Consider the following 19,897-nt stretch of genomic DNA (forward strand, 5'->3'; position numbering starts at 1 on the left):
TGCCCTTCGTGCTGAGCATCCGCATCCTCGGCTCGGGTACGTCCTCGGGCGTGCCCCGCATCGGTCCCGACTGGGGCGCCTGCGATCCGAACGAGCCGCGCAACCGGCGGACGCGCTCCTCGATGCTGGTCCGTAGCGCGACGACGACGCTGCTGATCGACACCAGCCCGGACATGCGCGAGCAGCTGATTGCGGCGCGGGTCTCAGATGTCGACGCGGTCCTGTGGACCCACGACCACGCCGATCACTGCCACGGCATGGACGATCTGCGCCAGGTGATGCACGCCCGCGGCGGCACGCCAGTGCGCGGGCTGGCGCGGTCGTTCGCCTTCGAACAATTACAAAGCAAGTTCCACTATATATTTGAAGGGCGTGGGAAATTTTACCCGCCGGTCGTCGCTCTGGAGGCGATGCCGGACAGTTTCACGATCGGCGATATCGCGGTCCGTGTCGTCGACCAGCCCCATGGCGGGATCACTTCGGCGGGCATGCGTTTCGAAAGCGGTGGCAAGATCATCGGCCATGCCACGGATTTCCATGAGCTTACCGCGGAGATGCGGGCGCTCTACACCGGCCTTGACGTGTGGGTGGTCGACGCCCTGCGCCGCGCGCCGCACCCGACGCATCCGCATCTGAGCGAAGTGCTCGGCTGGATCGAGGAACTGCGCCCGATGCGTTCAGCGCTGGTCCACATGGACCATAGCATGGATTATGCGACGCTCGCCGCCGAGCTGCCCGCCGGCGTCGAGCCGGGGTATGACGGGCTGGAGTTGCACGCGTGAACGGGTCGGACGGCGTCAACATGGTCTGGCTGATCGGCGCGCTGGTGCTGGTGGTCAGCGCGTTGTCGGCGCGGCGGATCGGTTTTGGGCTGCTGCTGCGGACGCTGCTCGGCTGGGCGGCGATCGTGCTGCTGGTGCTGTTCGCGGTCGGCCATCGCTACGAACTGGCTGCGGCGTGGACATCGCTGAGCGCGAAGCTCGGCCTCGAGGATCAGCGCGTCGAAGGCGATACCGTCCGCATCCGGATGAGCCCCGACGGCCATTTCTGGGCGCGCGTGGCGCTCAACGGCGTCGAGCGGCGCATGCTGATCGACAGTGGCGCCACGGTCACGGCGATTTCCGAGCGGACCGCCAAGGAAGCCCACATCCATACGTCCGAAGGTCTGCCGGCGATCATCGAAACCGCAAACGGCAGCGTGGCGGCGCGTCGGGCACGGATTGCGGCGCTGTCACTCGGACCGCTGAAGATGCGCGACCTCGGCGTGGTGGTCTCGCAGAATTTCGGCGAGCTCGACGTGCTCGGCATGAACTTCCTGTCGCGACTGCACAGCTGGCGCGTGGAGGGCAATGTGCTTGTGCTGGAGCCCAAAGCGCCCAAGGGAACGGAGTAGCGGCAGGCTACGCCGATCCTGCGAACAGCAACGTGAGTTTACATAATATATATTATCGACCTCAACCTAGGCAATCGGCTGTAAGCGCAACGTACAAATGTCACTCTTCCGCCAGATAGAGATGTCACAATCTTTGGTCGGCACCTTCCGAGTGGCATGCCGCCCGAGCAATTTGGGGGCACGCTGATGACGGTGGTCGCGATGAGCCGGAGCGAGTTGTCACGGTACGAAACGCTGCAGCGGGTCGAGCGCGGCGAGATTACCGCAAGCGAGGCCGGCGATCTGCTCAGGCTATGCCGGCGCCAGGTCTATCGGCTGCTCGACCGGTTCCGCGCTGACGGCGCCGCTGGCCTGATATCCCGGAAGCGCGGTCGGCCGAGCAACCGCCGGTTGAGCGAAACCTACCGGGAGCAGATTCTCGGCATCGTCCGCGAGCGCTATGCCGATTTCGGCCCGACGCTGGCGGCCGAGTATCTGGCCGAGCGCCACGGCATCACGATTTCGCATGAGACGCTGCGGCAACTGATGATGGGCGCGGGCCTCTGGAAGGCCAAGGCAGCCAAGCGCTCCAGGCTCCACCAGACCCGCAACCGGCGCGAGCGCCGCGGCGAGCTCGTCCAGGTCGACGGCTCGGACCATGACTGGTTCGAGGGCCGCGGCCCGCGCTGCAGCCTGCTGGTCTACATCGACGACGCCACCAGCGAGCTGATGCATCTCGAGATGGCGGAGTCCGAGACCGCCCTCTCCTACATGCAGGCCACCCGGACGTATCTGGAGCGGCACGGCAAGCCGATCGTCTTCTATTCGGACAAGCACTGTGTGTTCCGCAACAACCGCGCCTCGGCGGACGGCGACGGGATGACGCATCTCGGCCGCGCCCTCGACGTGCTCGATATCGAGATCATCTGCGCCAACTCGCCGCAGGCCAAGGGCCGGGTCGAGCGCGCCAACAGCACGCTGCAGGACAGGCTGGTCAAGGCGATGCGGCTCGAGGGCATCTCCAGCATCGCGGAAGCCAATCGCTTCCTCCCCTCCTACCTCGCCCAGCACAATGCCCGCTTTGCCTGTGTGCCGGCGGATCCGCAGGACGCGCATCGCCCGCTGGCTGCGCACGAGAATGTCGAGGCGGAGCTGGTCTGGCGCGTCGAGCGCTCGGTCACCGGCGCCCTGGCGCTGCACTACAACAAGGCGATGTTCATCCTGGAGCCGACGCCACTCGCGCGGACGCTGGCCCGCAAGCGCGTCCATGTCTGCGAGTTTCCCGACGGCCGCATCGAGGTGCGGCACGGCGAGGTCGTCTTGCCCTACCGGGTTTACGACAAGATGCAGCGGGTCAACCAGGCCGAGATCGTCGAGAACAAGCGTCTCGGCGCAGCGCTGGCCATGGCGCAGGCGCTGCAGGCGGCGAGGCCGCACCACCGCAAACGGAACAACAGCGAGCCGGTGCGCAGTTCGCAATCGGTGGGCGTGTTCGCGGCCCCTACCCCTGCGGAACCGAAGATCGACCGCAGGACGCTATGCACGCCGAAGCTCAAGCGCATTCCGCCTGACGCCACTCCAGCCGCGTCAAACAATGTCGCCCCGGCAGCTGATGAGAGGCTGATTTTCAACTCGGGTCTTGGCACGAACGTAGCTCAGCTTCCCTTTGTATGGCCAGATGCGGAGGCATATTGTCGCATCTCGTCGAGCAACGCGCGGCACGCTGCATCTTCTGTCAAGAATCTAGTGAGGCCAGTCTCCAGTCCACGCTCAGCATAGAATGTTTCCCAAACTCCTTGTCTCTCTCGGATTACGAAGCATTCCGATGGCACAGATGATGTGTGAGACAGCATGTCTAGTGGCATGCCTTCCGCCTTCATTTGTTCGAATAGTTCGTCTTTCGTCATAATTTCGCGCCTATCAGCGAAAGCGCCAGCTTTCCAGGTCATGACGCTAAGCCGGCTTGGCTGCCAAGCCAATCAAGGATTCGCCTGAAGGGCTCGAGAACATTAACTGTTGCGCGGAGCCGGTGTGACCGGGCCCGCTGCCTGCGCAGCGGGTCCGGGGGCAGGAGCCGGGAGTGTGGGGCATCAGCGGGGGCAGCGCTGCGCTATGAGGAGGGCTCCACGCAGCCCGGGGATGCCACAACGCAGAGACAACGATTTCAGGCGTCGTTACAGGAAGTTCAAAAGCGCTGAGCTCTGCCAGGGCAGGATCCGCGACCCGAAAGCAGGAACTGGGCACGAGCGCCACCAGGTCCGACCGCCGAGCGACCGTGAGGGCATCGGAGAAGCCCGGCACGACCACCATGGTTTCACGACCAAGGCCGATTGCCGCGAGCGCTGCATCTACCGGCCCTGTGAAGGTGCCCCGACGAGAGGCCACCACGTGGCGGCAAGCTGCGTAGCGCTCCGCGCTGATCGCGTCCGCTAGCAGAGGGTGCCCGGTTCGCGCCGCCCCTACGAAACGATCGCGAAAAAGAAGGCGCATGCGTAGCTCGGGCCCTGAGGGTTCAGCGACGCCGATCTCCATATCGACCTCGCCGTCGCGGAGCGGCCCTGCGTCCTTGGCGGGCTTGGGCGCAAAACGCAGGCGGACCCGCGGTGCCCTCGATGCAATGGCGTTCACCACGGGAGCGGCAAACGCTTCGACGAAACCCTCGCCGGCACGAATGGTGAAGGTGCGGTCTATCACCATCGCATCGATTTCGCCGGGGACGGGTTCAAGCACTGCACGTACGTCGCGCACCAGGTCGTGAACCCGGTCGCGGATCGCCATTGCACGCGGTGTCGGCACGAGCCCGCGCCCGGCCCGCACCAACAGTGGGTCGCCGGTGGCGGCGCGCAGCCGCGTCAGTGTCCGGCTCATGGCGGACGGGCTGAGCCCGAGCTTCCGGGCAGCGCCGGTGACGCTGCTCTGCGTCAACAACACGTCCAGCGCCGCGAGCAGATTCATATCAAGGTCGGCCATCGCCTAACCCATGCTCCGTCGCGAGGATCCAGAGCAAGCGTTCCATGCAATTATAATGTGCGTCTTATGCGTCTGGCGCATCTCCTCGGCGCCCAACATATCGCGGTCACACCTGATCGGAGCCGCGTTGATGACCCAAACCACACCTGTTTCCAATGGCACCATTCTTCTGATCGGCGCTTCGCGCGGTCTCGGGCTCGGCATGGCCAGCGAGTTTGCAAAACGTGGGTGGCGGGTCGTCGCCACGGTGCGCGGAAGCGCACGGACCGAACTGCACGACCTGGCGGACGCGCATCCCGAGCGGATCGAGATCGAAGCCGTTGATATCGCGCTGCCGGAACAGATCGCCGCAATGCGTGACCGGCTCGCGGGACGCGTATTCGATATGCTTTTCGTTAATGCGGGTACCGCGAACATGAAGGACGAAATAGCCGGCGAGATCGCCTCAGACGAATACGCGCGCGTGCTGGCGACCAACGCACTTGGTCCCTTGCGCGTGATCGAAGCCTGCCGACACCTCGTGCGCGCCGATGGCCTGATCGGCGTGATGTCCTCAGGTCAAGGCAGCATCACCAACAACACCAACGGCCTGCACGAGGTTTATCGCAGCAGCAAGGCGGCTCTCAACCAGCTCGTCCGCAGTTACTCGGCACGCCATGCCGACGATCCGCGTGGGGTCGTGCTGATGGCACCCGGCTGGATCCGAACGCGTCTCGGTGGCCCGAACGCGCCGTTCGGGGTCGAGGATAGCGTACCGCTCATCGTCGATGTGCTGCTCGGCCGGCTCGGCAAGCCCGGCCTCGCCTTCCTGGATCGCAATGGCAACACGGTGCCGTGGTGAGCAGGGATCGTCCGATGCTGATCGGCATCGAAGAGCACTTCCTGACGCCGGAGGTGGCGGCTGCTTGGCACGCAATCGGCTTGGAGGCGACGGATCCGAGCGTCGCCTACCATGGCGGGGCGATCGGTCACCGTCTGGCCGACCTCGCCGACGAACGGCTCGCGCTGATGGACGAGACCGGGCTCGACATGCAGGTGCTGTCGCTCACTACCCCCATGCTGCACGACCTGGGGCATGCGAGCGTCGACCTAGCCCGGCGTACCAACGACGCCGTGGCCGAAGCAGTCGCGCGTCATCCCACCCGCTTTCAGGCGCTGGCTACGCTGCCCGTCGCGATACCGGACAAGGCCGCAGCGGAGCTGGAACGCTGCGTCACCATGCTGGGCTTCACGGGAACAATGTTGTGCGGTCGGGTGGGCGAACGCCATCTGGATGATCCCGCGTTCACGCCCGTCCTGGAGTGCGCGGCCCGGCTCGGCGTTCCCGTGCTGCTGCATCCTCGCACACCCCCGCTGCCCGTGCGGGAAGCCTATTATAGCGGGCTGTCGCCCGTGCTGGATGCGGTGTTTGCGACGGCGGGGCTCGGCTGGCATTACGATGCCGGCATCCAGTTCCTGCGACTTGTCCTGTCGGGCACGTTCGACCGCCTTCCTGGCCTTCAGGTGATCCTTGGCCATTGGGGCGAGTTAATATTGTTTTACGCCGAGCGTTTCGCGGTGATGGACCGCTTCGCAGGGCTGAAGCACCCGATCACGCATTACCTGCGCCACAACCTGTATGTGACCGCCAGTGGCATGTTTCTGCCGCATTATCTGGCGCGAGCTGCGGCAATTGTCGGGACGGATCGGCTGCTGTTCTCGACGGACTATCCCTACCAATACCGCCCGGGCTGCGATGCCAGGCGCTTCCTGGCCGATTGCGAATTAGACGATGGCGCGAGGGCTGGGTTCGCGAGCGGCAATTGGCTTCGGCTGACGTTGGCGAGGCCCTAGTGGACTCCGGCCGTCCCGCGACTGACTAGAGGACAGGGCCTGGTTCGATGGGCAGGGGCGATCAACCGGGTGCATCGGCCCGGGATGGTTCGCCGGACATCGAAAACGGCAATGGTATCGGCAGATCGAACGGCCGGTTTCAGAACTGCGCTAGGCCTTCCCTATCGCGTATACGACAAGATGCAGCGGGTCAACCAGGCCAAGATTGTCGAGAACAAGCGGCTCGGTGCGGCCGTCGTCATGGCTCAGACGATACAGGCGGCGAGACCGCACCACCTCAAGCGGAACGATAGCTAACCGGTGCGCAGTTCGAAGGCGGTAGGGGCATTCGCGGCCCCTACCCGTGCGGAACTGAAGATCGACTGCAGGACGCTACGCACGCCCAGGCTCAAGCGCGTTCGCCTGCTGAGATTCCGCGCGCTCTTGGAGGCATCGGAGTTGGTAGCTAGCGGAAGCATATCAATCACACGAAAAAAAGATTTCAATAGAAATTCCGCGCGGTCAATCGGCGTAAAGATCCATCGCACATCTGGAATTTCAGCTTCGTTCCCGGCGCAGATATACCCCAAGAAGTATTCGTCTCTTGTGGTATCGTTTTGTTTCCCTCTACGTGACTCACAGCACAAATCCGCTCACCAGATTTCCACCCTGCTTTGGCCGCAGGGCTGTTGGCCATGACATGGATTATACGCCATGCTCCATCTTCTCGCTCTGATTGAATGCCTATGGTTGCGCGATCTGGCGCTGGGCTAACTTCCGTCGACGGGAGGTAGAAAAACGTACTCGCTGGGAAGTCTAGCACTGCATGCAGTTGACGCAGCAGGCCTATGCCAATCAGGCCATCCATTTTCCATTGGGTAGGCAGCCCACCGTCGGCTTCGATCTCGGTCGGGATATTGATAGCTCGGACGCGCCGAATTTCATTTTGGTCGGAACGGTCAGCGTGCTGATCGCCATCCCACCCAAACCTACAGATGCAACGGTCGTCGTCGGGTTTCGATCGAAGAGGCCGGTGATCATGGCGGCGTTCTTCGTCAGCATCAAACCGCCATCGTAACCGGTGTCCACACCCAATCGCAGGACATGACCCTCGATATCGATCACGATGTAGCTGTGATAGCGATCGGGCGTGTAGAGTAACCGCGCCGTCGCCGCTTGCGGCCATCGAATGCCTGTCGGCGCAAACCGCCAGTGGGCGGCTCCAAGATCCAGTTCCAACGAGCCCACGCCGATAACATTCATACCGAGCGCCATGTCGACAGGTCGCGAGAGCGCGCTCTTGAATCCCGAAAAGTCCGCTGCGAGCGTCTGCAAGCGGTGCACGTCGTAGCTTGGCAGCGACAGGTCTACGACTGGTCCAAGCGCCGCGCTTGCCGTTCCCCCGGTCGCAGCAACGCGCAACGTCGGCTGGGCTTCGGCGCCGTTGGAGAATTGCTTGATCCACCCAAGATCGAGCGTCGTAAACGTAACCCCGGTATCGACCATGACGGCAGCACGACGCCCTTCGATCGTCGCTTCGGCGAACAACGGCCCTGCCTTGGTGCGATCATAGCTCGACCAGGACGCGGCCGGATCGGCGGGAGGGCGATAGGAGATCGTCGTCTCGGGCTGCGGCGCATTTTGTGCCAGCACACCGCTTGCCAATAGCAAGAACGGCAAAACGGGCATGGCTTTCCTGATCCTCATGTCGCTCCCGAAGCAAATCTCGCCACTTCGTGTGATCCGATTGGCGACAAGTTGGCAAGGCCTGCCGAGATAGCACGCGCACGGGCGCGAGAGGGGGCTTGGCGGAGCCTGCTGCTTGCGCAGCCGGTCCTGGGTCGGCAACAGAGGGGCGCGTGGGGCAGATTCCAAATTGAAGTGCGAAAACTTAGGTAATTCCCTGAAGCGAAAGCGGCACTTGGCCGTTCCGTGCCTAGCCGGGCATTATCGCCCCTCACCCAACCTCGCCAGGCGGCCGCCAGCGTCGCTATGAAGGCGGCGCCGCGGAGCTGCGAACCGCCAGGACCAACGCGCGCCGCAACCGCACATCGTATTCCTGCGCCATCTGTACGCGGAACGCCGAAAGCCTGTCCTCATCCCCTCACTCCGGGTCGTCGAGGCTGAAGCGGTCATTTTCCTCGTCGAAGGCGAAGAGTTCCGCATATCGCCCCCATTCGGTGACGGTCCGCAAGGTTTCGTCGGCGAACTCCTCGGACATGAAGTCCTCAAGCTCGTCGCGGAAGCGCCGGGCCGGTGCTTGGTGGCCGGGGCGCTCGTCGAGCACCTGCCGGATGTGCTTTGCCAGGCGGACATGCGCGGTCAGCGTTGCACGGAAATTGGTCTTGCGCTGATCGACCTCCTCTACGGCGAAGGCGAGCCCGCGCTTGGACAGGACGAGCTCGCGGTCCACGACGTCCGCGAACTGGAGCAGCTGCAGCGCCTCGACGATCGGAAAGAGTTCGTCGATTTCCAGCTGGAGCGAGTCCGCGAGCGTGGATAGCGGTGCGCGCCCTTCGAACGGTGCCGCCTCCACCTCCTCGATCAGGCCCGCAATGCTGTTGACCGGCACGTTCGGCAGCACGCGGTCGAGCGGCTGTTCGGCTTGCTTGGTCGCATTCGGATCCGCCGGCACCGGCCGCTGCGTCATCCGCGCGTAGATTTGCTCGACGAGCAGCCGGAATTTCGGATCCAGCCGGTCGCGCGGCTGCGGCAGGTCCACCTTGATCTCCGCGGCCACCCGGCCCGGATTGGACGAGAAGACGAGGATGCGGTCGCACATCAGCACCGCCTCCTCGATATTGTGGGTGACGATCAGGATCGACTGAATCGGCATCTTCCCCTCGGACCAAAGGTCGAGAAGATCCGTGCGCAACGTTTCGGCGGTAAGGACATCGAGTGCCGAGAACGGTTCGTCCATAAGCAACAGCGACGGGTTGACCACGATCGCCCGCGCCAGCCCGACCCGCTGGCGCATGCCGCCCGACAGCTCCTTGGGATAGGCATTCTCGAAGCCGTCGAGGCCGATCAGGTCGATCGCGGCAAGCGCCCGCGCGCGCCGTTCGTCCGCGGGTACGCGCTGCGCCTCCAGGCCCAGCTCCACATTCTGGAGCACGGTGAGCCAAGGGAAAAGCGCGAAGGTCTGGAAGACCATCGAGACGCTGGGTACCCTACCCGCTTCGTCCGGGACGAGGCGGACCTCGCCCTCGCTGGGATGGATCAATCCGGCAATCGATCGGAGCAAGGTTGATTTCCCCGACCCCGACCGACCGAGCAGGCCGACGACCTCCTTTTCGCGGAGCGTCAGGTCGACATTGTCGAGCACCTGACCGGCGGCACCGGTGCGGCCGTACCGGTGGCTGACGGCGCGGACTTCGACAAGGGCGCGCGCAAGGTGGGATGCTTTGGTAGCCATGACTCTACTGCCCTTCGGGTTCAGGCGAAACGGAGACGGCGGTCTGCGAAAGCGTACATCGGACGCCAGACGAGCCGGTTGAAGGCGAGGACGAAGATCGACATCACGGCGACGCCGCACGCCACACGGGGATAGTCTCCCGCTGCGGTCGCGTTTGCGATGTATGAGCCCAGGCCAGCCGCCTCGAGATGGCGATCGCCCCAGGACACGGCCTCGGCGACGATGCTGGCATTCCAGGAGCCGCCCGATGCGGTCAGCGCGCCTGTGACGTAATAGGGGAAGATCGCCGGGAGCACGACGCGCCGCCACCATTGGATGCCGCGCACGCCGAACATCGACGCCGCCTCGCGCATGTCCGTCGGGATCACGCTCGCGCCGGCGATGACGTTGAACAGGATGTACCACTGGGTGCCCAGGATGATCAGCGGAGACAGCCAGATATCCGGGCTCAGATGCCAGCGCACAATCGCGAGCACGACGAAGGGAAAGAGGACGTTGGCGGGAAACGCAGCGAGGAACTGGGCGAGCGGCTGGATCCGTTCGGCCCAGCGCCGATGCAGGCCGATCCAGACGCCGATCGGCACCCAGATCAGGCTCGCGATTGCGATCAGCAGGATCACCCGGATCAGCGTGTAGCCGGCGAACAGCACCGCCTGCCCCATGTCGGCCAGGGTCAGCTCTCGGGTGACATAGTCGAGGATCAGCCACCCTGCCCCCACTACGAGGCCGAGCAGGAAGACCCGCCAGACGAACTCGCCGATCCTGCTCGGCGCCCGTTCCCGCCCCGCCCGGCGAACCGATGGCAGCGTGTCGAGCAGCAGGAGCAGGCGACCGAGCGCCAGGAACGGACTCAGCACGACGGGCAGCAGGCGCGTGCGCTTGAGGAGGTCGAAGGCCCAGGAGCTCGGCGTGTCGGCGCTGGCGATCTGCTCGAAGCGATAGCGATCCGCCCAGGCGACCACGGGACGGAAAAAGAGCTGGTCATAGAGCAGGATCAGCACCGCCATCGCACCCACCGCCCAGGCGACCGCCCCGGCATCCTGGCGCTGGATCGCAAGCGCCAGCCAGGAGCCGATGCCCGGGAGTGCGACCGTGGTATTCCCCACCGTGATCGCCTCCGATGCCACGACGAAGAACCACCCGCCCGACATCGACATCATCGCATTCCAGACCAGGCCGGGAATGGCGAAAGGCAGCTCGAGCCGCAGGAACCGCCGCATCGGCGAAAGCTGGAAATTGTGGCAGACCTCTTCCAGATCCGACGGCACCGAGCGCAGCGACTGATAGAAGCTGAACGCCATGTTCCAGGCCTGGCTGGTGAAGATCGCGAACACCGCCGCACATTCCGCGCCGAGCTGTTGCCCGGGGAACAGTCGGAGGAAGAAGGTGACCGTGAAGGTCAGGAAGCCCAGGATCGGCACCGATTGCAGGATGTCGAGCGCAGGAATGATGATCTGCTCGGCCCGCCGGCTGCGCGCCGCGAGCGTCGCCACGACCAAGGTGAACAGAAGCGACGCGCCCAGCGCCGCGAACATGCGGAGCGTCGTCCGAAGCGCGTAGCCGGGTAGATTTGCGAGATCGAGCGAGACGGGTGCGACGGTCAGGGTCGAGAGCGGCTGGGCCACCCCGGAAAGACCCTTCGCCACCAGCAGGACGAGCCCGAACAGGAGCAGGAAGGCAACGGCATCCGCCATATTTGGCGGGCTCGCACGCAGGATTCTCGAGAACGGCCGCATGGTGAGCGCGGTTTTGATTGGATCGGTCATCATGTACCTCGACAAACGCCGCCGCCGGCGCCGAGGAGAGACCGGATCAGTCTCGTTCGGCTGCCGTCGACGGCCGGGGCTGTCGACTATCGTCGCTGGGCATGGGGGGCTGGATTCTCAGTCTGACGCGGAGCGTCTGGGCGAGGCGCGGAGGGACGTCGCTGTGTTCATGGGCTCTTCCTGTTCCCGGACCTGTCCTTGGGTGGCGTGCGCCGACGCTGCCGCCGCCTACTCGATGGATGACGCAGCGCGTACGCGAGAGGCGCGCCGATTGCCAGCAGTGCGATCGACATCCAGAGTGCGGACATCGGCGATCCTCCGGGCCGGAAGATGGACACATGAATCAGTCACGCGCCCGGCCCGGACGCCTGCCGATCCATGGTCTCGCTGAGCCGGTAGGCCGCACATGCCATGGCCGAAGCCAAGTTTGTTGACATGCGCTCCGCTGCAAGTGCGGATAGCTACTCCCCAAGGAATGGCGGCCCCATGATCGTCGTGCTGCGCTGCGTCAACCCATTTCGTAGGCGTTCCTGTGGGCCGCGCAACGGCTGCACGGCGAGTGCACACGAGCGTCTGGCACACGGCAATCTTGCTGATTGCGCCGGGGAACCTATGCTGACGCCATGGCGCATGTGCTGGTAGTGGAAGACGATCAGGCGACAGCAGAGGCAATTGCGGTCGAGCTGAGCGCGCATGGCCATTCCGTAGACATCGCCGCCACCGGCGGCGCGGCGCTGGCCCTCGCGCAAGCCTTCATGCCCGATGCCCTCACCCTGGACCGGCTGCTGCCGGACACCACTGGTTTGACCTTGCTTGCCGATCTGCGCAAGGCCGGGATCCACGCGCCGGTTCTGATGGTCAGCGCACTGGGCGACGTCGACGAGCGGATCGCCGGATTGCGTGCCGGCGGCGACGACTATCTGATTAAACCCTTTTCGCCGACCGAACTTGCGGTTCGGGTGGAGGTACTCCTCCGCCGCGCCAAACCCGAGGTGGACACGGTGCTGCAGGTCGGCCGGGTTCGGCTGGACCTGCTCCGGCGCGAGGTGGCGGTGGCGGGGCAGCCGGTGCGGCTGCTCCAGATGGAGTTCAAGCTGCTGGAATTCCTCATGCGGCACGCGGGCACCACGGTCAGCCGTCGGATGCTGTTCGAGCAGGTGTGGAACTATCACTTCGATCCGGGGGCCAACCTGATCAACGTGCATGTCGCGCGCCTGCGCCGCAAGCTGGACGTGCCCGGCGCCGCGTCGGCGATCGCGACCGTTAAGGGCGAAGGCTATCGGTTCGATGCCGTCTGAACGGCTGCGCTTGCGGGAGGTGCGCGCCACGACGCCCTTCCGGCTGACCTTGCTGCTGGGATCGGTATTCCTCGCCGCGCTCTGGGCGACGCTCGCGACCAGCTATTTTTTCACTGCGCAAGAGCTGATGGCGCGAAGCGACCAAATCCTGTCCGCACGCGCGAAAAGCCTGCTCGCATCGTCGCCGACGGCGCTGCCGGATCGCGTGCGCGCCGAGATCGTCAACGCCACGCCCGGCCTCAACTACTTCGCGCTGCTTGGCCAGGACGGCGAGCCGGTGGTCGGCGATATCGACTTGCCCGCCCCGCCCCGCATCGGCGCGCCCTACTCCGTTCCGGCCGCCCCGGGCATCCACGGGCCGCTGCGCATCCTCGCGGTCCACACGGCGGCGGGTGAGACGATCGTGATGGGGCGCGACATCTCGCCGATCCAGGACTTGCGTATCCGGCTGCTCCAGATCCTGTTGGTCAGCGGGCTTGGCGGCACGGCGCTGGTCGTCGCAGCGGCGATGCTGCTCAGCCTCGGCCCGTTGCGGCGCGTTCGCGATCTCGAACGCGCCAGTCGGATCATCGCCGCAGGCGGTCTCCACCATCGCATGCCGGTCGCCGGCCGCCGCGACGAACTCGATCAGTTCGCCGCGACGGTGAACCTGATGCTCGACGAAGTCGCGCACGTCGTCGCACAGGTGAAGAGCGCGACCGACGCCATCGCGCACGACCTGCGCACGCCGCTCACTCGCGTGCGCGCGACGCTGTACCGGATGCGCCAGGACACCCCGCTGTCCGAGGCGGCGCGCGACGTGACCGAGCGGGCGATCGAGGACCTGGACGCCGTGGTCGATCGCTTTGCCGCGCTGCTGCGTATCGCCGAGCTCGAGGCGAGCGGCCGCCGCGCGGGCATGGCGTCGGTCGACCTGCAGACGCTGCTGGCCGAACTGGCCGAATTGTATGATCCCTTGGCCGAAGAGCGCGGCGTTGTGCTGACCACCGAGCTGGAAGCCCGGCCCCATGTCACCGCAGACCCGGAACTGCTGTTCGAAGCGGTGGGCAACGTGCTCGACAACGCGATCAAGTTCACCCGGTCCCACGTGACGCTGCGGCTCGTCGAAGGCGAGGATGGCCCCATTATCGAGGTAGTTGACGACGGCCCCGGCATTCCCCCGGAAGAGCGGGAGGCGGTTTTGCGCCGCTTCCACCGTGCAAGCGGTGCCGCCGGCATCGAAGGGACCGGCCTCGGCCTCGCCGTGGTCAACGCCATCCTGCACCTGCACGGCTTCACGCTGACGTTCGAGGATGCGATGCCGGGTCTGATCGCCCGCATTGAGCTGCCAACATACCCAGGGTGAAATTCATTTAATTCGCCATTGTTGCGGCGCGGGAGCAAATGGCTCGGCGCCGGTGCTGTGGCGTCCCCACTCCCCCCCTAGCGCCCAGCGCCGGCACCCTGGTTCCCGTTGCGCAGGCTGCCCATGCTCCATCTTATTCGCATCGCGCTCAGCAAGCCGCTCACCTTCGTCGTCCTCGCGATCCTGATCGTGCTGGGCGGCGGCGTGGCGGCGCTGACGACTCCGACCGATATTTTCCCCGACATCAAGATCCCGGTGATTGCCGCGGTATGGACCTATCGCGGCCTGCCGCCCGAGGAGATGTCCGGCCGCGTCGTCTATTATTACGAGCGGCAGCTGACCTCGACGGTGAACGACATCGATCACATCGAGAGCCAGAGCCTTTCCGGCATCGGCATCGTCAAGATCTTCTTCCGCCCGAACGTCGACATCCGCACCGCCACCGCGCAGGTGACGAGCATGAGCCAGACCGTGCTCAAGCAGATGCCGCCGGGCATCACCCCGCCGCTGATCCTCAACTACAACGCGTCGACGGTGCCGATCCTGCAACTGGCGCTGTCGTCCAAGACGCTGTCTGAAGCCAAGATCTTCGACCTCGGCCAGAACGCGATCCGCCCGGCGCTCGCCTCGGTGGGCGGCGCCGCCGTTCCCTCGCCCTATGGCGGCAAGGAGCGGCAGATCCAGATCGACATCGATCCGGCCGCGCTCCAGGCGCACCATCTCTCCGCTACCGATGTCGGCAACGCGCTGGCGCAGCAGAACCAGATCGTGCCCGCCGGCACCACCAAGATCGGCAGCTACGAATACAACATCCGGCTGAACAACGCGCCGCAGGTGATCGACCAGCTCAACGACCTGCCGATCAAGACCGTCGACGGCGCCACCGTGCTGATGCGCGACGTCGCCCATGTCCATGACGGCTCGCCGCCCCAGCGCAACATCGTCCGCGTCGACGGCCACCGCGCCGTGCTGATGACGATCCTGAAGAGCGGCGCGGCCTCCACCATCGCCATCGTCGACGGGGTCAAGGCGCTGCTCCCCAAGCTCGCCGAGACGCTGCCGCCCGACCTGAAGGTGCTGCCGCTCTCCGACCAGTCGCTGTTCGTGAAGGCGGCGGTCAACGGCGTGGTCCGCGAAGGCGCGATCGCGGCGGCGCTGACCAGCCTGATGATCCTGCTGTTCCTCGGCTCCTGGCGCTCGACCGTGATCATCGCCGCCTCGATCCCGCTGGCGGTGCTGGCGGCGGTTGCCGGCCTCGCCGCCGCCGGGCAGACGCTCAACATCATGACGCTGGGCGGCCTCGCCCTCGCCGTCGGCATCCTGGTCGACGACGCGACCGTCACCATCGAGAACATCAACTGGCACCTCGAACAGGGCAAGACGGTGCGCGACGCCATCCTGGATGGCGCGCGGCAGATCGTGCAGCCGGCGTTCGTCTCGCTGCTCTGCATCTGCATCGCCTTCCTGCCGATGTTCTTCCTCCCCGGCGTCGCAGGCTTCCTGTTCGCGCCGATGGCCGAGGCGGTGGTGTTCGCGATGATCGCCAGCTTCGTCCTCAGCCGCACGCTGGTACCGACCATGGGCAACTTCCTGCTCCGCCAGCATGCCGGCGCACACACCGCCGAGCATATGGCCAGCCATGACGCGATGGCCGGTGCGCCGAAGAGCCGCAATCCGTTCCGCCGCTTCCAGCACGGCTTCGAAAAGCGCTTCGAGACGATTCGCCGCTATTATCTGTCGCTGCTCGGCTTCGCACTTGCCCGCCGCAAGGCCTTCGTGCCGGCCTTCCTGCTGGTGGTGCTCGCCTCCTTCGCGCTGATCCCGATGCTGGGGCAGACCTTCTTCCCCACCGTCGACGCCGGGCAGATCAACCTGCACGTCCGCGCGCCGGTCGGCACCCGCATCGAAGAGACAGCCGCGCTGTTCGACCAGATCGAGGATCGCATCCGCGGCGTGGTCCCGCCCGACCAGCTGGTGTCGATCGTCGACAATATCGGCCTGCCGGTCAGCGGCATCAACCGCGCCTATTCCAACACTGGCGGCATCGGCCCGCAGGACGGCGACATCCTGATCACGCTCTCCAAGGAGCACAAGCCGACCGACGGCTATGTGAAGGCGCTGCGCAAGGCGCTGCCGGATGCCTTCCCGGGCTCGACCTTCTCGTTCCTGCCGGCGGACATCATCAGCCAGATCCTGAACTTCGGCGCCCCCGCCCCGATCGACGTGCAGGTCGCCGGCCCGGACAAGAAGGCCAACGAAGCCTATGCCCATCTCCTCGCCGAGAAGATGAACCATGTCGCCGGCATCGCCGACGTCCGCGTGCAGCAGGCCAACGACTATCCGGAACTCGCCGTCGACGTAGACCGCGCCCAGGCCGATCGCGATGGCATCACCGAGAACGACGTGACCAAGAGCCTGTCGGTCAACCTTGCCGGCAGCTTCCAGGTGGCCCCCGCCTTCTGGCTCAACCCGAAGAACGGCGTGTCCTACCCGATCGTCGTCCAGGCGCCGCAATACCGGGTGGATACCATGTCCGACCTGCAGAACCTGCCGGTCACCGGTGCGCAGGGCAACGCCCAGCTGCTCGGCGGCATCGGCACGCTCCACCGGGAGCCGAGCGCGGCGGTCGTCTCGCACTATGCGGTGCAGCCGGTGTTCGACGTCTATGCGACCACCCAGGGCCGTGATCTCGGCGCAGTGGCGGCCGGCATCCAGAAGGTGATCAAGGAGACCGAAGGCCAGCGGCCCAAGGGTGCCACCGTCGCGCTGCGCGGTCAGGTCGAGACGATGAACACTGCCTTTTCGGGCCTGTTGTTCGGCCTCGCCGGTGCCGTGGTGCTGATCTACCTGCTGATCGTCGTGAACTTCCAGTCGTGGATCGACCCGGCGGTGATCGTCTCGGCGCTGCCGGCGGCGCTAGCGGGCATCGTCTGGATGCTGTTCGCCACCCATACGCCGCTGTCGGTGCCAGCCCTCACCGGTGCGATCATGTGCATGGGCGTCGCCACCGCCAACTCGGTGCTCGTCGTCAGCTTCGCCCGCGAGCGGCTCGCCGAGACCGGCGACGCGCTGAAGGCCGCGATGGAGGCGGGCGCCACCCGCTTCCGCCCGGTGCTGATGACCGCGCTCGCGATGATCATCGGCATGGCGCCGATGGCGCTGGGCCTGGGCGAAGGCGGCGAGCAGAACGCGCCGCTCGGCCGCGCCGTGATCGGCGGCCTGATCTGCGCGACGCTCGCCACCCTGATCTTCGTCCCCGTCGTGTTCAGCATCGCGCACCGTCGCGACAAGCTCCGTTCCACCCCCGACCTCGCAGCCGAGGACCTTGTTTATGCAGAGTGAAGCCCCCCTCCCCGCCCAGACCCGGGCCCCGCGCGGATTGAAGACGGCCGGGATCGCCGCCGTGGTGATCGCCGGTGCCGTCATCGCGCTCGGCACGATGAGCCGCGCCCATGATGCCGGCGAGGCCCAGCATTGGTCCGATGCCCGTTCGATCCCGGTGGTGCACCTGGTGCCCGTCCAAGCTGCGGCGGCGACCGGCTCGCTGAGCCTGCCGGGCACGCTGGAAGCGTGGAACGCCGCCAAGCTCTATGCCCGCGTCGGCGGCTATGTCCGCGGCTGGGACAAGGATATCGGCGCGGCCGTCGCGGCCGGCACCCCCCTCGCCCAGATCGACACGCCCGAGCTCGACCAGCAGATCGGCCAGGCCCGTGCCGACCTTGCCAGCGCCGTCGCCAATGCGGGGCTCGCCAAGAGCACGGCGGCGCGCTGGAACGACCTGCTCACCACCCATTCGGTCTCCCAGCAGGAAGCCGACGAGAAGAATGGCGAGCTGGCCGTGCGCAATGCGGCAGTGAACGGCGCCCGGGCCAATCTGGGTCGCCTGCTTGCAATGAAGGGATTCGCCACGGTACGCGCGCCCTTTGCCGGCGTGGTGACGCAGCGCGCCGCGGACATCGGCGATCTCGTCGGCCCGAGCAGCGGCAACCAGCAGCCGCTCTTCTCGGTCGCCGATGTTCGCAAGATCCGCATCTATGTCAGCGTGCCGCAGGTCTATTCCTCGGCGATCCATCCGGGCCTGCCTGCGACGCTGACCGTCCCCGACTATCCGGGCCGGACGTTCACCGCGCAGGTGGTCGGCGAATCCGGCGCGATCAGCCAGCAGAGCGGCGCCTTCCAGGTGCAGCTCGTCACCGACAATCCCGGCGCGCTGCTCGAGCCCGGCGGCTATGCCAAGGTCGGCTTCAACGTCGCGGGCCAAGCAGGCACGGTACAGGTCCCGGCGAGCGCGCTGGTGTTCCGCGCCCAGGGCGCCCGCGTCGCGCTGGTCAGCCCGGACGGGCATGTCCATCTGCAGGCGATCACCATCGGCCGCGATCTCGGACCGACGGTGGAAGTGCTGGGCGGCCTCAAGCCCGGCGACCGCGTCGTCGACAATCCGCCGGACTCGGTAAGCGAGGGCGAACTGGTGCGGGTGCAGCAGAGCCATGCGTAAGCGCCTGACCCTGGCCTGCCTCGCCGTCGCCACTGCCCTGTCGGGCTGCGGTACGGCGCCGACCTATCGCCCACCGGTCGTCCCCGCCCCGCCCGCGTTCAAGGAAGCCGGTCCCTGGACCACCGCGGCCCCGGCACTGCCCGCCGATGGCAGCTGGTGGACGATCTTCGCCGATCCCGTGCTGGACGGCCTCGAACGCAAGGTCGCCAGCGACAATCCCACGCTGCAGGGCGCGTTGGGCCGCTACGAGGCGGCGCAGGCCTATGTCCGCCAGGCCGGCGCGGGGCTGCTGCCCAGCATCGGCGCACGCGCGGACGTGACGCAGAATCGCCAGTCCGACAATCGCCCCTTACGCGGCAACAACCAGCCCGATGTGTATGCCGCCGACACGCTGTCCGCCGGCGTCGGCTGGGAGCCCGATCTGTGGGGCGGGCTCCACGCCCGCGTCGCCGCCAGCCGTGCCGAAGCGCAGGCTAGCGGGGACGATCTGGCGGCGATCCGGCTCGCGCTCGAAAGCGAGCTGGCCCAGCGCTACGTCGAGCTGCGCGGGCTGGATGCCCAGGCGCAGATGCTCGGCGACACGGTGAACGCCTATGGCCAGGCCGATGCGCTGATCCGGCGGCGCTTTGCCGGGGGCATTGCCTCGGGCATCGACGTCGCCCGCGCAGGTGCGCTGCTCGCCGATGCGCGCGCCCAACTTGCCGACATCGCCGCGTCGCGCGCGCTGGTCGAGCATGCCATCGCCAGCCTGGTCGGGCAGCCGGCGAGCAGCTTCTCGCTGGCCCCCGCCGCCGGCCAGCCGGCAATTCCGGCGCTGCCGTCCGCACTCCCTTCGACGCTGCTCCAGCGCCGGCCGGACGTCGCGGCCGCCGAGCGCCGGATGTTCTCGGCCAATGAAGGCATCGGCGTTGCCCGCGCGGCCTTCTTCCCGTCGATCACGCTCGGCGGCAGCGGCGGCGTTCAGAACACTGCGCTGGCCGGGTTGGTCGCGGCACCCAACACGCTGTGGTCGATCGGTCCGAGTGCGATCCTGTCGATCTTCGACGGCGGCAGGCGGCGGGCGGCGCTCGCCGAAGCCCGCGCCCGCTGGACCGAGACGACCGCCGACTATCGCGGCCGGGTGCTGACCGCGTTCCAGCAGGTGGAGGACGGACTCGCACAGCTACACCACTTCGGCGACGAGGCTGCTGCCCAAGCCGACGCCGTGCGTCTTTCCGGCGACGCCGAACAGCTGGCACTCAATCGCTATGAGAAGGGCGTGGTCACCTATCTCGACGTCGCAACCGCGCAGGCATCCGCTCTGCAGGCACGGCGCAAGGCGCTCGATCTGCAGACCCGGCGCCTGGACGCCTGTATTCGCCTGATCGGTGCCGTCGGCGGTGGATGGCAGGATCGCTGATCGTCGCCATCTGTCCTGTGGATCC

13 protein-coding genes, 1 pseudogene and 1 riboswitch are annotated in these 19,897 nt (G+C 66.1%); of the genes and pseudogenes, 10 read left to right on the forward strand and 4 right to left on the reverse strand.

Features of this window, described 5'->3' with window-relative positions:
- Positions 1–11: 11 nt before the first annotated feature.
- From ACTJKY_RS13965 to ACTJKY_RS13975, 3 genes and pseudogenes are all read left to right on the forward strand, one after another.
- Positions 12–782, forward strand: coding sequence for an MBL fold metallo-hydrolase (locus ACTJKY_RS13965; protein WP_440846854.1), 771 nt, complete (start codon positions 12–14; stop codon positions 780–782).
- The gene (locus tag ACTJKY_RS13970; RefSeq protein ID WP_440846729.1) at positions 779–1,393 is read left to right on the forward strand and encodes a retropepsin-like aspartic protease family protein; all 615 of its coding nucleotides are present in this window, start codon (positions 779–781) and stop codon (positions 1,391–1,393) included. Before ACTJKY_RS13965 ends, ACTJKY_RS13970 begins: the two co-directional genes overlap by 4 nt.
- A gap of 186 nt (positions 1,394–1,579) precedes the next feature.
- Positions 1,580–2,821 (forward strand): annotated as a pseudogene (locus tag ACTJKY_RS13975) (ISNCY family transposase); the annotation flags it as partial.
- Positions 2,822–3,325: 504 nt separating this feature from the next.
- Here ACTJKY_RS13975 and ACTJKY_RS13980 read toward each other — a convergent pair.
- Positions 3,326–4,342 (reverse strand): LysR family transcriptional regulator, encoded by a 1,017-nt coding sequence (locus tag ACTJKY_RS13980; RefSeq protein ID WP_440846730.1) that lies wholly within the window; start codon positions 4,340–4,342, stop codon positions 3,326–3,328.
- A gap of 130 nt (positions 4,343–4,472) precedes the next feature.
- Between ACTJKY_RS13980 and ACTJKY_RS13985 the strand changes: the two genes are divergently transcribed.
- Positions 4,473–5,183: an SDR family oxidoreductase gene (locus tag ACTJKY_RS13985; protein ID WP_440846731.1), complete on the forward strand. Its 711-nt coding sequence runs from the start codon at positions 4,473–4,475 to the stop codon at positions 5,181–5,183.
- Between the two features lie 14 nt (positions 5,184–5,197).
- A complete protein-coding gene (locus ACTJKY_RS13990; RefSeq protein ID WP_440846732.1) occupies positions 5,198–6,175 on the forward strand; it encodes an amidohydrolase family protein in 978 nt (325 codons plus the stop codon).
- An 834-nt stretch (positions 6,176–7,009) separates the two neighbouring features.
- Here ACTJKY_RS13990 and ACTJKY_RS13995 read toward each other — a convergent pair.
- From ACTJKY_RS13995 to ACTJKY_RS14005, 3 genes are all read right to left on the reverse strand, one after another.
- Positions 7,010–7,843, reverse strand: a complete 834-nt coding sequence (locus ACTJKY_RS13995) for an aspartyl protease family protein (protein WP_440846733.1) — start codon at positions 7,841–7,843, stop codon at positions 7,010–7,012.
- A gap of 415 nt (positions 7,844–8,258) precedes the next feature.
- Positions 8,259–9,569 carry an ABC transporter ATP-binding protein gene (locus tag ACTJKY_RS14000; protein ID WP_440846734.1) on the reverse strand — a complete coding sequence of 437 codons (1,311 nt, stop codon included), beginning with the start codon at positions 9,567–9,569 and terminating at the stop codon, positions 8,259–8,261.
- A 20-nt stretch (positions 9,570–9,589) separates the two neighbouring features.
- The gene (locus tag ACTJKY_RS14005) at positions 9,590–11,263 is read right to left on the reverse strand and encodes an ABC transporter permease (RefSeq protein WP_440846735.1); all 1,674 of its coding nucleotides are present in this window, start codon (positions 11,261–11,263) and stop codon (positions 9,590–9,592) included.
- A 384-nt stretch (positions 11,264–11,647) separates the two neighbouring features.
- A riboswitch (yybP-ykoY riboswitch) is annotated at positions 11,648–11,817 on the reverse strand.
- 141 nt (positions 11,818–11,958) lie between these two features.
- Between ACTJKY_RS14005 and ACTJKY_RS14010 the strand changes: the two genes are divergently transcribed.
- The 5 genes from ACTJKY_RS14010 (at position 11,959) to ACTJKY_RS14030 (ending at position 19,872) form a co-directional block, all read left to right on the forward strand.
- Positions 11,959–12,633, forward strand: a complete 675-nt coding sequence (locus tag ACTJKY_RS14010) for a response regulator transcription factor (RefSeq protein ID WP_440846736.1) — start codon at positions 11,959–11,961, stop codon at positions 12,631–12,633.
- A complete protein-coding gene (locus ACTJKY_RS14015) occupies positions 12,623–13,978 on the forward strand; it encodes an ATP-binding protein (RefSeq protein WP_440846737.1) in 1,356 nt (451 codons plus the stop codon). Before ACTJKY_RS14010 ends, ACTJKY_RS14015 begins: the two co-directional genes overlap by 11 nt.
- A gap of 123 nt (positions 13,979–14,101) precedes the next feature.
- Complete coding sequence (locus ACTJKY_RS14020; protein WP_440846738.1) at positions 14,102–17,320, forward strand: efflux RND transporter permease subunit; 3,219 nt, start codon at positions 14,102–14,104, stop codon at positions 17,318–17,320.
- Complete coding sequence (locus ACTJKY_RS14025) at positions 17,310–18,473, forward strand: efflux RND transporter periplasmic adaptor subunit (RefSeq protein WP_440846739.1); 1,164 nt, start codon at positions 17,310–17,312, stop codon at positions 18,471–18,473. The genes ACTJKY_RS14020 and ACTJKY_RS14025 overlap by 11 nt, the downstream gene beginning before the upstream one ends.
- Positions 18,466–19,872, forward strand: coding sequence for an efflux transporter outer membrane subunit (locus ACTJKY_RS14030; RefSeq protein WP_440846740.1), 1,407 nt, complete (start codon positions 18,466–18,468; stop codon positions 19,870–19,872). The genes ACTJKY_RS14025 and ACTJKY_RS14030 overlap by 8 nt, the downstream gene beginning before the upstream one ends.
- Positions 19,873–19,897 lie beyond the last annotated feature (25 nt).

Origin of the sequence: Sphingomonas sp. 22176 (assembly GCF_052045505.1) — a bacterium.
Lineage (GTDB): Bacteria > Pseudomonadota > Alphaproteobacteria > Sphingomonadales > Sphingomonadaceae > Sphingomonas.

Coding starts and splice junctions, on each gene's coding strand:
- ACTJKY_RS13980 (WP_440846730.1), bottom strand. CDS start 4,342: ATGGCCGACCTTGATATGAATCTGCTCGCGGCGCTGGACGTGTTGTTG.
- ACTJKY_RS13985 (WP_440846731.1), top strand. CDS start 4,473: ATGACCCAAACCACACCTGTTTCCAATGGCACCATTCTTCTGATCGGC.
- ACTJKY_RS13990 (WP_440846732.1), top strand. CDS start 5,198: ATGCTGATCGGCATCGAAGAGCACTTCCTGACGCCGGAGGTGGCGGCT.
- ACTJKY_RS13995 (WP_440846733.1), bottom strand. CDS start 7,843: ATGCCCGTTTTGCCGTTCTTGCTATTGGCAAGCGGTGTGCTGGCACAA.
- ACTJKY_RS14000 (WP_440846734.1), bottom strand. CDS start 9,569: ATGGCTACCAAAGCATCCCACCTTGCGCGCGCCCTTGTCGAAGTCCGC.
- ACTJKY_RS14005 (WP_440846735.1), bottom strand. CDS start 11,263: ATGGCGGATGCCGTTGCCTTCCTGCTCCTGTTCGGGCTCGTCCTGCTG.
- ACTJKY_RS14010 (WP_440846736.1), top strand. CDS start 11,959: ATGGCGCATGTGCTGGTAGTGGAAGACGATCAGGCGACAGCAGAGGCA.
- ACTJKY_RS14015 (WP_440846737.1), top strand. CDS start 12,623: ATGCCGTCTGAACGGCTGCGCTTGCGGGAGGTGCGCGCCACGACGCCC.
- ACTJKY_RS14020 (WP_440846738.1), top strand. CDS start 14,102: ATGCTCCATCTTATTCGCATCGCGCTCAGCAAGCCGCTCACCTTCGTC.
- ACTJKY_RS14025 (WP_440846739.1), top strand. CDS start 17,310: ATGCAGAGTGAAGCCCCCCTCCCCGCCCAGACCCGGGCCCCGCGCGGA.
- ACTJKY_RS14030 (WP_440846740.1), top strand. CDS start 18,466: ATGCGTAAGCGCCTGACCCTGGCCTGCCTCGCCGTCGCCACTGCCCTG.